Source organism: Pontibacter aydingkolensis, assembly GCF_019443125.1.
GTDB classification, from domain to species: Bacteria; Bacteroidota; Bacteroidia; order Cytophagales; family Hymenobacteraceae; genus Pontibacter; species Pontibacter aydingkolensis.
Genome location: NZ_JAHYXK010000013.1, coordinates 17,951 through 30,303 on the forward strand (window position 1 = coordinate 17,951; position 12,353 = coordinate 30,303).

Consider the following 12,353-nt stretch of genomic DNA (forward strand, 5'->3'; position numbering starts at 1 on the left):
AATATTAATGGCAAGATGCATCTGGGTATTTGTGTTTCTGTTAATGGCAGGCACAGCTTTCTCCCAAGTTTTAAACAACGCTACGCAAACAAACCCTGTCGATTACTCCCAACCCCGGCAGTACATAATAGCTGATATTACGGTAAGCGGAGCAAACTTCCTGGTGCCTTCTGCGCTGGTTTCTATTACAGGCCTTAAGATAGGCGATGAGATTACCGTACCAGGTGAGGATATCAGCCGCGCAATACAAAAACTGTGGGAGCAGGGCATACTTGGCGATGTTGAGGTATTTATCACTAAAACAGAAGGAGACCGTATCTGGTTAAATTTTAGTTTGACGGAGCGTCCCCGCTTAGCTGATTTTGCATTTACAGGTATAAACAAGACACAGGCAGATGCACTGAAGGGTAAAGTGCCACTTCAGAAAGGTAAGATTGTAACGGATGCCGTATTGAACAGCACCCGAAATGCCATCCGCAAGTACTACAGCGAAAAAAGCTACCTGAACGCAAAAGTTAATATAGTGCAGCGCCCATCTACTACGTTGCCTAACAGTGTAGTGCTTGATATTGCCATTGACAAAGGTGATAAAGTTAAAATCGGGGAGATAGATATAGTAGGCAACGAGACATTCACGGACAAAAAGCTGAAGCGCCAGCTAAAGAAAACAAAAGAGAAGAAGTTCTATAAGATATTTACCTCATCAAAGTATCAGAAAGCAGAATACGAAACAGACAAAGAACTTCTGCTCGATTTTTACAACTCAGAAGGCTACCGCGACGCTGTTATTGTTTCTGACTCTGTTTATAGAATCAGCGATGACAGGCTGGGTATACGTTTAGTGATAGATGAAGGAACCCGCTACTATTACCGTAATATTGTATGGAAAGGAAATTACCTGTATGATGACGCTTACCTGACACGGGTATTGGGCATTGAGAAGGGCGATGTATACAACCAGCAGGAACTGGAGAAACGAATTAATTACAATCCGACAGGTGGTATAGATGTGTCCGGCCTTTATCAAAACGACGGATACTTGTTCTCAAGCATTGATCCTGTAGAGGTAGCTATTATAGGAGACTCTATTGATCTGGAAATGCGTGTTTTTGAGGGACCTCAGGCAACCATTAACAAAGTAAGGGTAACCGGTAACGATAAAACGAGTGACCATGTAATTCTGCGTGAATTACGTACCATACCAGGCCAGAAGTATAGTCGCGACGATTTAATTCGATCTCGTAACGAACTAGCCGGCCTTGGCTACTTTGACCCGGAACAAATCGGTATGGTGCCGGTACCAAACCAAGCGGATGGCACGGTAGATATTAACTACAGTGTAGTAGAAAGACCAAACGACCAAATCAGCTTATCTGGTGGTTGGGGTGGCCCTATTGGCGCCGTAGGTACTGTTGGGCTTACACTTAACAATTTCTCTACACGCAAGTTGTTTAACCTGTCGGAGTGGAGACCAATTCCAAGTGGCGATGGCCAGCGTTTATCGCTTAACGTACAGGCAAACGGTAAATATTTCCAGTCTTACTCATTGTCGTTCACAGAGCCTTGGTTGGGTGGCCGTAAGCGTAATTCGTTTTCTGTAAGCTTGTTTAAAACGGTTAGAAGAATTCCTGGTGATGCAGACCAGCGCCTGAACGTAGATGGTGCTGCTATTAGCTTAGGTCGCCGTCTGAACTGGCCGGATGACTTCTTTTACATGAACCACTCTTTATCGTTTAACCGTTATAACCTGAACAACTATCCGTTGTTCCAGGGCTTTGGCAGTCAAAGATTTGATAATGGTACCTCTAACAGTATTTCGCTTGTAAATACTGTAGGCCGTAGCAGCATAGATAACCCAACGTTCCCACGGCGCGGTTCTTCTATCTCGTTAAGTATGAATCTTACGCCACCATACTCTCTATTTGCAGACAGGAAAAACCAGTATGAGTTCATTGAGTTTAATAAGTTTATGTTTGATGCCTCATACTTTATAAACCTGGCAGGAAATTTGGTGTTGAACACAAGAGCACACTTTGGCTTCCTGGGCACTTATAGCGCTGATGAGCAGATAGGGCCCTTTGAGCGATTTAAATTAGGTGGTTCTGGTCTTGGTGGTGCCAACATATTTGTAGGAACAGAGTTCATTGGCTTACGCGGTTACGACGATGAGCGAGTTGTAAACATTGATGATCAGACATTGCGTTCTGCAGGTGGTGTTGCATATGATAAATTTGTGCTTGAAGCGCGTTATCTGATATCTCCAAACCCGGCTGCCACTATTTATGGACTAGCGTTTGTGGAGGCAGGTAACAACTTTGGGTCTTATGAAAGATTTAATCCGTTTAAGCTGTATCGCTCTACGGGTGTTGGTGCCAGAATATTTATGGCTGCGTTTGGTATGCTTGGCTTTGACTATGGTTGGAGACTGGACACTTTACCAGGTGGTGAAAATGATAAGCGTGGTATGTTCCACTTTATCATAGGCCAGCAGATACGCTAAATAAGGAATTAGTATGAAAAAGTTTTTGTTCATCTTTTTAACAAGCTTTTTGCTTGCGCATATTTCGCAAGCACAGAAGTTTGGTTATATTGACTCAAATTTTATTTTGAGCAAAATGCCTGCATATAACAAAGTGCAGCAGGAGATGGACAAGTACGCCGATGCCTGGCAGAAAGAAATAGAGATTTTACAACAGCAGGTTGATAAGCTAAAACAGGACTATAAAGCCGAAGAAGTGCTTCTGACAGAAGAAATGAAGAAGAAGCGCCAGGTGGAGATCGCCAAGAAGGACACCGAACTACGTGATTATCAGCGAAAAGTATTTGGCTACGAAGGCATGATGTTTAAGCGTAGACAGGAGTTAATGCGGCCCATACAGGACGAGGTTTTTACAGCTGTAGAAAAGGTGTCCAAAGCTAAAGGCCTGCAGATCATGTTTGATAAGTCCGGCGATCTGGTAATGATTTACACGAATCCTGTACATGATTATACAGAATATGTACTGGAAGAGCTTGGCTTAGCTTCCGACAGGCAGAACACACCAGGAAAACGGCCGGCTACTAATACTGCTGATGATCCGGATAACTTACCGGAAACAGAAGAGCAGCAAAGCCTGCAGCAAAATAATAACAGCAAACAGGCACCAAAAAAGAAGTCTAAAAACTAGAAACTGAATATTATTTTAAATTAACCAACCAATGATGAACAAAATCAAAACCCTAGTAGTAGCGTTCTTACTGATCAGCTTTGCGTCTTTCGCACAAAGCAACGACCAGCCCCTTAAAATTGGTTATACTAATGTAGAATACATCCTGCTACAATTGCCAGAAAGTAAGCAAATTGAGTCTGAACTTAAAACGCATAGCACTCAATTAGAAAACCAGCTAAAGGGCAAATACAGTGAGTATGAAGCTAAACTGCAGGCTTATGAGAGAGGCGCACCTACAATGGATAAGACTATCCGCGAAGATAAAGAGAAGGAGTTGATGAACATGAACAACTCTATTCAGGAGTTTCAGCGCAACGCACAAATGTCTTTGCAGCAAAAAGAGAAAACATTAGTTGATCCTGTCATTGCTAAGATTGATAAGGCAATTAAAGATGTAGCAAAAGAGAACGGCTTTACTTATGTTATCAGCAACCAAGCATTGCTTGCAGGCCCAGAGGACGGTGATATTTCTCCTCTTGTGCTGAAGAAATTAGGTGTAGATCCTGCTAAAGCGCAGCAAACACCTGAGCCAGCTGCTGCTAAGCCTGCTGCTACAACACCAGCAAAATCTGCTACTAAATCTCCTGTAAAGAAGAAGAACTAATCTAGCAGAAGTATAAAATTTATAGTTTGAGAAAGCCGATGTATTTACTTCGGCTTTCTTTTTTGTTTTAGTCCAAGCAAGTAATAAACGTGGTTGATTATTTAGATCAGGAAGAAACAGCAGAAGATTCTGATGAATTGTACGAGCACCACCGGATTGTGGTAGACAAGAAGCAAAGCCTGCTTCGGATTGATAAGTTCTTGATGGATCGCTTGCCAAACGTTACACGTAATAAGCTGCAGGGCGCCATTAAATCAGAAGCAGTTCAGGTAAACCAAAAACCAGTAAAAGTAAGTTATAAAGTAAAGCCTGAAGATGTTATTACGGTTACGCTGGCAGAGCCACCCCGCGATACAGATATTTCTCCGGAAAACATACCACTAGATATACTTTACGAAGATACGGAACTGTTACTGGTTAATAAACCTGCAGGCATGGTAGTGCACCCGGCCTATAATAACTGGAATGGCACACTGGTAAATGCATTAGTATACCATTTGCAAAATCTGCCAACGACCCAAAATGGTGAAGGTAGGCCGGGCTTGGTGCACCGCATTGATAAGGATACATCAGGCCTTTTGGTTATTGCCAAGACGGATTATAGTATGGCTTACCTTGCAAAGCAATTCTATGATCACAGTATAGAAAGAACATACTATGCTTTGGTATGGGGATATGTAAAAGAAGAAGCAGGTACTATTAAAGGCCACGTAGGGCGAAGCGTAAAAGACCGTAAGGTAATGGCGGTATATCCTGAAGGAGACTACGGAAAACACGCTGTAACACATTATAAAGTGCTGCGCAGGTATAAGTATGTAACGCTAGTACAGTGTAACCTCGAGACAGGGCGTACGCACCAGATCAGGGCACACATGAAGTATATTGGCCACCCTCTTTTCTCAGACGCCACATATGGCGGAGATAAGATACTGACTGGTATGCCTACAGGTACCTACAAGGCTTTTGTAGATAATGCGTTTAAGCTTATGCCCAGACAGGCATTGCATGCTAAATCGCTAGGCTTTATACATCCGGTAACAAAGGAGTTTCTGCAGTTTAATACCGATCTACCTGATGACTTCAGACAAGTGCTTGAAAAATGGGAACTCTATGCTGAGTAACTTTATGTAAAAGTATATACTGATATGTATTATTGGGGAGTGTTAACCAAAAACAGGTATAAAAAAGGAAGGCCTGCTCATATGAGCAGGCCTTCCTTTTTTATAGTCTTGCTAATTACTTTTTCTTAGCAGACTTGTTGATTTCATTCAGTGCAGTCTCAGCCTGAGGGTTGGCAGGGTCTAATTGCTTCACAACAGAATAATGCTTAACAGCATTCTCACGATCGCCTTTCAGGTAATAATAATAACCTAAATACGTGTTCGCTTCGATAAGCTCTTTTTTATACTTTTCTGTATCAGATCCGGCCTGCTTTACGAACTCCTCATACATTGGCTTTGCTAAGCCTTGCTCTGTTTCAGGGTCTTGGTTTGCTAAAGCACGTGCTCTCCAGATATAGCCATACGCATACGTAGGGTTTGTCTCTGTAATTTTAGCATAGGTCTCATCGGCTTTCTTATAGTCTTCAGACATCATATAAGCATTACCCATATGGAAGTAATCTGTGTTAGATACTCCATGCTTATCCTGCTTAATCTGGTATGTTTCGATAGCTTTGTTAAACTGCTTGTCTTTTGCATACAGGTTAGCAAGATCGTAGTAAAGCTCTACCTTAGATGAGTCCATCGCGATTGCCTTGTTCAGGTTCTCGATAGCCTGCTTATTCTGGTTATTCTTGCCTAAAATCTTACCATAGTACTCATAGTCACTAGAAATAAGCTTAGACTTATCAACCTTCTGAAGGTAAGTATTCATTGCCTCCAATGCTTTTTCAGGCTGCCCTAATTCAAGGTACGAATAAGCTCTTAAACGATTCATTACAGTATTAGCAGGGTCTTTTTGTAATACCTGCTCTACTTCTTTCAATGTTTGATCGTAGTTCTTAGTCAGGAACAGGAACGAAGCATACTTCGCACGGGTTTCCGGCGTTTTCTCAGCCATATCCACATACTTTTGGAACGTAGATAAAGCCTTATCATACTGACCTGCAAAGTAATATAACTCACCTAGATCACGGTAAGCAGGAGCATAATTAGGATCAATTTCTATAGCTTTTTTGAAAGCCTCTTCTGCCTCGTTGTAGTTGCGCGAACTGGTGTATAACTGGCCTCTTCTTAAGTAAGCCTTAGCAAAACGGTTATCAAGCTGAATCGCTCTGTCATAGGCTGTCATAGCCTCTCCGCCTTTCTTAACAGCAAGGTATGCATCACCAAGTACAACACTTGCTTCGGCGTTATTCTTATCGCGCTGTAATGCTTGATTCAAATACTCAATGCCTTTGTTTATCTGCACCTCTGTAGCATTTGGAGCAGTTACATAAGCTTCACCGATCTCTGTAAGTACATAAGAGTCTTTCTTGCCTCTTTTTAAAGCATCTTTAAAATGATTTTCGGCTGCAGCCATATTGCCTTTCTGTAACGCGAGTTTACCTAAGCCAACATGAGCTATAGATGATTTAGAGTTTTTGGCAAGAGCCTGATTAAAATAGTAAGCTGCTGAGTCTGGCTTCTCCGTTTTCAGGTAAATATCTCCCATTGCAAAGTATGCTTTATCGGCATCCTTTGATCCTAGTTGAGATTTATAAATAGATTTAGCTTCTTCATAGCGCTCTAAATCAACGGCTTTCTGTCCTGCACCTCCTGATTGTGCGAACGCTGCTGTTGCAGGAAAGGCTGCCGCCATAAGGGCGATATACTTCCAATTCTTCGTCATTGTAATTTAGGTTTAGTTGTTTCTGTAATTGTTTGTTTGTGATAGGTAAAAAAGGCCTTAGTTTCTAAAACCAACAACCCGTACTGGCATTGTGGCAGGCACTAGTCCCGATTTAAGTATAATTCGTTGTCCTTTGTCACCTGCTACATATGATGCAAATCCTGTGCCAAGACCTGTACGGCCTTCAGTACTAATGACATACAGATATCTGCGTAGGGGGTATTCGGCTTGTGCGATGTATGCTTGATAAGGTTGAAAATAACTGTCTGTTGAGAATGGAGCAGGATCGCGGCTGATACCAACTACTTTTATTTTGTTCATAAAGCCGATAACGTTTGCGTCATCAAAATCGCTGATCCAGTTTACTCCTATAACACCTAATGCATTTTCGTTTTGATTGACATAATCTATCAGCGCTTTATGTGAGTTCGAAGCAAAAGTGTTAGACGGTAATGGCTGGCCAGCAATTAAAGAGTCACGTACATACCGTGCTGTGCTGGAGTTATTATTGTCAAATACAATTGTGATGTCTCCTAGTTTCGAATCTTCATTCAATTCTTTCCAGGTCTTTACTTTACCTGAAAAGATCTTTTTTAACTCATCAATTGTAAGCAGTGTGTCTTTGTTGTTTTTGTTAACTATTAGTGCAACAGCATCTATTGCAATTTTTGTAGTACGCGGTATCCTTTTATACTTGTCAAAAACAGCCTTCTCTCCATCATTTAATTCTCTGGAGAGTACAACAACACGTGTGCTATCGTTTAGCATATCTTGTACAACCTGACCTTCGGCTTTGTAAGCGGCATCTATGTTAGCATATTTATATATGCCTTCAAATGTGCTGATCTGGGATTCTATAATAGGTTGAAAAGACTCATCTACACTTATCTTTATACTTCCTGTAGTTGGCGTGTCAAGTTCTTTTTTAGGGTCATTTCCACCACAGGACAATAGAATTGATGTTATTGCTACACCAAAGATGGTATTAAATATCTTATTCTTCATCCCTGTATCTTCTAGATTTCTTGCTTACCTGATAAACTCGTATAAAACGTACTGCACCATATAGGATCAGGACTCCACCTAGTACCATTCTCACCTCATCCGAAATATTTAGATTTAATTTTGCCTTATCTATGGTGATCAGAAATATTCCGAGGCCAACATAAAGCAATGTCATTAGCAGACTGAATATACGCACAAATTTTTGTGCCATATTACCGGATGGTTTATTTCGACGAGGTCTAAGCATTCTTGGTAATAGCTATCGGATTATTGTTTAACCCTTAAAATTAACGTTTGTGGATTACAAATGAAAGTATGAGCATATAATTCCGCTTATATGCTCATGCTTTCCCGTTTCAAAATAATTATTATCTCATGCTAAATCTGATAGGTAAAGTATACCTTACTGATACAGGCTTGCCATTTTGTTTGCCGGGTTTCCATTTTGGCATTCCACTTACTACTCTTAAGGCTTCTTCGTCTGTACCATAGCCAAGGCCTTTTACTACTTTGGCATCGCGTATTTCTCCATTAGGAGCAACCACAAAAGTAACGACAACAAGGCCCTGAATGTTTTCCCTTTGCGCTGAACTTGGGTAATTTATCTTTTTGCCAATGTAATTCATCATGGCTTTTTCCCCTCCGTTAAACTCAGGCATTTCCTCAACATAAATAAAAATATTGTTGTTCGATTCTTCGCCTGTTCCTGCATCTAACCCATTCGGCACTTTATCTGTAATTACTGCATTGGGTGTAGCTAACTCAACTCCATCGCTTTTTTGGCTACTAAAAGCGGCTCCTTTCAAATCTTCCTGGTTTGCAAGTTCTGTTTCAGGCACATCAGCATTATTGGGGACTACCTTAGGTGCAGCGTACGCTTCTGTTCTTACTTTTTCTTTGGGTGCCACTGCTACTTGTTCTTCAACATTAGGCTTTTCCGGGATAGGGATATTATCTAACACAACTACAGTTCCCAGATCTCTTTCGAATGGCTTGTTCTCTTTTGCAGCAGCAGGGAAGAATTTAGTTTTGATAAGTGGCGTTAGCAATGCCCCAGCAAATAAGATTGTTGCACATACCACAGCAAATTTAACATTCCTGTCGTACACCCGGCGCAGTTGGTAAGCTCCGTATCCTTTGTTTCTGTCTGCAAAGATTACCTCGTTAAAGGTAGCGCTTAAATAATAGCTCTTTTCCATGGCTCTTGATTTTTTAGATGAAAAGTATATATTGTCTCATGCCTGCCGGTTGTTCTTAAAGTCTGTTAATACCGGTTTGCTTGCTACAATTTTACGCCTGTACATCCTGCAGATCTGCTCAAATCATGATGTGAGAGCACTTAAAGCCAGAATTGAGAGTTATTTTACTGGTTAATTATCATTTAACTGTTTTTTTGTGCAGTCTTTATCATTTGTTTTATTTTTTATAAAGCAGGTAGTGATCTGCTCTTAACTTTTACTTTATACTTCTCATTTTTTTTTTTTATAAGTGCTATCAAATAAAAAGGCCAGCCGGATTAACCAGCTGGCCTTTTTATTTGCATTAAATATGCTTATTTGATCGTGAATCGTACTGGAAGCGTGTAACGAACAGGTACTGCTCTTCCGTTCTGCTTTCCTGGAGTCCACTTAGGCATTGTTTTAACAACACGCATAGCTTCTTCGTCGGTACCAGCTCCAAGGTTTTTCACAACCTGGATTTCAGAGATTTCACCTGTTTTACTCACTACGAACGAAAGTACTACCAGACCTTCAACTCCGGCACGCTGTGCAGCTGCCGGGTAGCGAATATTCTTACTTAAGTACTTAAGCATTTCCATTTCTCCACCAGGGAAAGATGGCATCTGCTCTACGTAAGTGTAAGGTTTTTCTTCAACAGCTTCTGCAACTACGTCGCTTGTTCCGTCAATGTCTCCTAAATCAAGCGGAGCACCTTTTACGCCTTCAACTGTTTTAGCACCGGCATCAACTTCTGCCAATACTTCAACATCCGGAATCTCTTCCTCTTCTACCACTTCATTATCACGCTTTACAATCGGCGGAGTGTATTTAACACTGGCTCGCACTGGCGGCGGAGGCGGTGGAAGATCCGGTGGCGGCGGTGGCGGTGGTGGCGTTGCCTCATCTATTGGAGGTGGCTGGGCCAGTTCTACTTCAGTTACAATTCGCTCTACCACTACTTCCTCTTCATCGCCGGCTATTATTCTTTGGATCAGTGGAATACTGATAAAGATAAAGAATAAGATAGTAGCGATAATTGCGGCCTTCAGGACATGCGTACTGTAAATTTTGCGAAGTAGGTAGGCACCGTATGCTTTATTTCGTCCTTCGAAGACGATATCATCAAGCGATGCTTTTGATAACTTACTTGCGTCCATAATTATTGTCCAAATGTTTGCTCTACAAGTTGCTTGTCGTTGTCAGTAATGTCAACAAGGGCAAACTTTCTTGTATCAGTTATTTTTAACTCATCTAAAATGTCGACTACATTCTTGTAACGGGATTTCTCCATTGCTTTTATCATCACAGTCATCTTGTCGTTAGACTTAACGCGTGGCGATATAAGCACTTTACGGATACCGTTTCCTGAATAATCTGACTCCAGTACTTCCGGGTTCTCAGCAGGATCGCCAAGACCAAAATAGTAGTACAGTTTGTCATTCTCGCCCAGGATAATGGTCATCGCGTTACTAGCTTTCAGCGCAATTTGCTCACTTTCATCAACATCCTTGATAGGCATGTTGATTTCCATCGTCTGCGGTTTGCTGAAAGTTGTCGTCAACATAAAGAATGTCAGCAAAAGGAAGGCAAGGTCAACCATTGGTGTCATGTCCAGGTGGACAGACATTTTCTTGGATCTTTTCTTCCCACCTTTACCGGAGTCGGCTTTTTCTTGTACTTCTGCCATTTTTTAGCTCCTTTCTGTTAAAGGTTAGTAGGTCTATTTTCCATGTCTGTAATCAGGTTAAACCTGTTTACCTTCTTGTCCTGCAGCGTATTGATAACCTTCTGTACCGTTTCGTAGCTTACATCAGAGTCTCCTTTGATGGCAACTACCACTTTAGGGTTAGTCAAACGTGTTTGAAGTATCCAGTCTGCCAACTCATTATTTGTTGAGTCAACTGGAATACCCGGAGAGGTCTTATCATACTTCTTACGGGCGTCAGTCTCCATGGCTAAGTAAGACTTAAGCCTGTTCATCGGAACACCGAAGTTAGATATTAACGAAAACGTTTCGGTTTCTACCGGACTGAAGCTAACACCGTACTTGCCTGCCATCTTGTTGAGTAATGCTTCCTTTGTCTGCTTTCCATCAACTCCAAAGAATACCCGGTCGTTTTTATCAACCGTTATAGTTATTACGTTGGCTTCAGGAAGTTTGATCTCTGAAACGGACGATGGCGTATCTACGACCACCGCTTCTTCCGGAGAAAACTTTGTTGTTAGCATAAAGAAAGTAACCAGCAAGAAGGCCAAGTCCACCATTGGCGTCATGTCCAATGTAGGTTTGGTTCTTTTTACTTTTACTTTAGGCATTTTCTTGTGTTAAGTCGATTAAACAGTTTGTGGTCTTACTGGAGCACCAGTTGTTTCGTGCTGTGCTGCGAACGTAGAGATAATGCTGAAACCAGCCTCATCTATGCTATACGTAAGTTCGTCGATTTTGCTTGTAAAGTAGTTATAAGCAATAATCGCGATAGCAGAACCAGTTACACCAAGTGCTGTGTTGATCAAGGCCTCAGAGATACCGTTAGAAAGGGCAGTAGCATCTGGAGTACCTGAAGCTGCAAGAGCCGAGAACGCTTTAATCATACCAAGTACCGTACCTACCAGACCTGTTAGAGTTGAGATAGAGGCGATAGTTGAGATAATCACAAGGTTTTTCTCAAGCATTGGCAATTCAAGAGAAGTAGATTCTTCAATCTCTTTCTGAATAGCAGCTATTTTCTCTGCTTTAAGCAACTCTGGCTCGTTCTGCATTTCCTTATACTTAAGGAGACCAGCTTTTACCACGTTACCAACAGATCCTTTCTGAGTATCGCAGGCAGCAATTGCGCCATTGATATCACGCTGATTTAATTTAGCAGAAATTGTACGTACGAAACCTGCAACGTTCTTTGTACCTTTTGCTTTGCTGATAGTTAAAGCACGCTCAATTGCGAAGATGAATACCAGAAGTACTAACGTCATTAAAACAGGTACTACCCAACCACCTTTGTAAACAATTCCAAGGTAGTTACCAGGAAGTGGGTGATTTTCGTTGCTTCCGCCTTCAAAGTTAGCAGGGTTACCAAGCACGAACATATAGATAAGCACACAAACCACAAACGTTATTGGGATAACGATAGTGGCAAATATTGAGCTTGCTGTGCTGCCGCTGGTTTCTACATTAGCATTTTTGCTTACTACTGCAGTCTTTTTTTCCATTTTGTTTAAAGTTTAAAGTTTAGCTGTTTGTGTTGTATTAAAATTGTTTGTGTAATATAAAATGTAATTGTTTCGCTTTTAGTTCTTTATTTAAATTGCAATTTCTGCTTTTTCTACAATTTTCAAACATTAAAGCCTGTAAATTTTTAAAAAATCAGCTTTTTTAAGCCTGTTCTAAAGTGTTTATGATGCCAAAATATAAGCAGTATACGCTTATGCATTACTGTCCATCTACAAAACTAAATATTTTATCAACTTATACAAAGCATATAACGC

12 protein-coding genes are annotated in these 12,353 nt (G+C 41.1%); 4 read left to right on the forward strand and 8 right to left on the reverse strand.

The genetic code is table 11. The features are described 5' to 3' along the window. Positions 1–7: 7 nt before the first annotated feature. The 4 genes from bamA (at position 8) to K0O23_RS14495 (ending at position 4,934) form a co-directional block, all read left to right on the forward strand. Positions 8–2,500: an outer membrane protein assembly factor BamA gene (gene bamA, locus K0O23_RS14480; protein ID WP_219878158.1), complete on the forward strand. Its 2,493-nt coding sequence runs from the start codon at positions 8–10 to the stop codon at positions 2,498–2,500. A gap of 13 nt (positions 2,501–2,513) precedes the next feature. Continuing rightward, positions 2,514–3,167: an OmpH family outer membrane protein gene (locus tag K0O23_RS14485; protein ID WP_219878159.1), complete on the forward strand. Its 654-nt coding sequence runs from the start codon at positions 2,514–2,516 to the stop codon at positions 3,165–3,167. A 31-nt stretch (positions 3,168–3,198) separates the two neighbouring features. Further along, on the forward strand, positions 3,199–3,813 hold the full coding sequence (locus tag K0O23_RS14490) for an OmpH family outer membrane protein (protein ID WP_246597128.1): 615 nt from the start codon (positions 3,199–3,201) through the stop codon (positions 3,811–3,813). A gap of 89 nt (positions 3,814–3,902) precedes the next feature. Then, complete coding sequence (locus K0O23_RS14495; protein WP_219878160.1) at positions 3,903–4,934, forward strand: RluA family pseudouridine synthase; 1,032 nt, start codon at positions 3,903–3,905, stop codon at positions 4,932–4,934. 115 nt (positions 4,935–5,049) lie between these two features. On the opposite strand, the gene K0O23_RS14500 is transcribed toward K0O23_RS14495, so the two are convergent. The 8 genes from K0O23_RS14500 to K0O23_RS14535 form a co-directional block, all read right to left on the reverse strand. Then, complete coding sequence (locus K0O23_RS14500; protein ID WP_219878161.1) at positions 5,050–6,645, reverse strand: tetratricopeptide repeat protein; 1,596 nt, start codon at positions 6,643–6,645, stop codon at positions 5,050–5,052. Positions 6,646–6,702: 57 nt separating this feature from the next. Next, positions 6,703–7,650: a PstS family phosphate ABC transporter substrate-binding protein gene (locus K0O23_RS14505; protein WP_219878162.1), complete on the reverse strand. Its 948-nt coding sequence runs from the start codon at positions 7,648–7,650 to the stop codon at positions 6,703–6,705. Next, on the reverse strand, positions 7,640–7,861 hold the full coding sequence (locus K0O23_RS14510) for a hypothetical protein (RefSeq protein WP_246597129.1): 222 nt from the start codon (positions 7,859–7,861) through the stop codon (positions 7,640–7,642). Before K0O23_RS14510 ends, K0O23_RS14505 begins: the two co-directional genes overlap by 11 nt. 157 nt (positions 7,862–8,018) lie before the next feature. Beyond that, positions 8,019–8,849, reverse strand: a complete 831-nt coding sequence (locus K0O23_RS14515) for an energy transducer TonB (RefSeq protein ID WP_219878164.1) — start codon at positions 8,847–8,849, stop codon at positions 8,019–8,021. A 353-nt stretch (positions 8,850–9,202) separates the two neighbouring features. Next, positions 9,203–10,027, reverse strand: coding sequence for an energy transducer TonB (locus tag K0O23_RS14520; protein WP_219878165.1), 825 nt, complete (start codon positions 10,025–10,027; stop codon positions 9,203–9,205). A gap of 2 nt (positions 10,028–10,029) precedes the next feature. Next, complete coding sequence (locus K0O23_RS14525; protein ID WP_317195697.1) at positions 10,030–10,497, reverse strand: ExbD/TolR family protein; 468 nt, start codon at positions 10,495–10,497, stop codon at positions 10,030–10,032. A 77-nt stretch (positions 10,498–10,574) separates the two neighbouring features. Beyond that, on the reverse strand, positions 10,575–11,186 hold the full coding sequence (locus K0O23_RS14530; RefSeq protein ID WP_219878167.1) for an ExbD/TolR family protein: 612 nt from the start codon (positions 11,184–11,186) through the stop codon (positions 10,575–10,577). 18 nt (positions 11,187–11,204) lie between these two features. Continuing rightward, positions 11,205–12,077, reverse strand: a complete 873-nt coding sequence (locus K0O23_RS14535) for a MotA/TolQ/ExbB proton channel family protein (protein WP_219878168.1) — start codon at positions 12,075–12,077, stop codon at positions 11,205–11,207. Positions 12,078–12,353 lie beyond the last annotated feature (276 nt).

Bases quoted from the DNA above. Each gene is read 5' to 3' on its own strand.
- K0O23_RS14525 (WP_317195697.1), bottom strand. From the start codon at position 10,497: ATGTCTGTCCACCTGGACATGACACCAATGGTTGACCTTGCCTTCCTT.
- K0O23_RS14515 (WP_219878164.1), bottom strand. From the start codon at position 8,849: ATGGAAAAGAGCTATTATTTAAGCGCTACCTTTAACGAGGTAATCTTT.
- K0O23_RS14535 (WP_219878168.1), bottom strand. From the start codon at position 12,077: ATGGAAAAAAAGACTGCAGTAGTAAGCAAAAATGCTAATGTAGAAACC.
- K0O23_RS14485 (WP_219878159.1), top strand. From the start codon at position 2,514: ATGAAAAAGTTTTTGTTCATCTTTTTAACAAGCTTTTTGCTTGCGCAT.
- K0O23_RS14520 (WP_219878165.1), bottom strand. From the start codon at position 10,027: ATGGACGCAAGTAAGTTATCAAAAGCATCGCTTGATGATATCGTCTTC.
- K0O23_RS14500 (WP_219878161.1), bottom strand. From the start codon at position 6,645: ATGACGAAGAATTGGAAGTATATCGCCCTTATGGCGGCAGCCTTTCCT.
- K0O23_RS14510 (WP_246597129.1), bottom strand. From the start codon at position 7,861: ATGGCACAAAAATTTGTGCGTATATTCAGTCTGCTAATGACATTGCTT.
- K0O23_RS14490 (WP_246597128.1), top strand. From the start codon at position 3,199: ATGATGAACAAAATCAAAACCCTAGTAGTAGCGTTCTTACTGATCAGC.
- K0O23_RS14530 (WP_219878167.1), bottom strand. From the start codon at position 11,186: ATGCCTAAAGTAAAAGTAAAAAGAACCAAACCTACATTGGACATGACG.
- K0O23_RS14505 (WP_219878162.1), bottom strand. From the start codon at position 7,650: ATGAAGAATAAGATATTTAATACCATCTTTGGTGTAGCAATAACATCA.
- bamA (WP_219878158.1), top strand. From the start codon at position 8: ATGGCAAGATGCATCTGGGTATTTGTGTTTCTGTTAATGGCAGGCACA.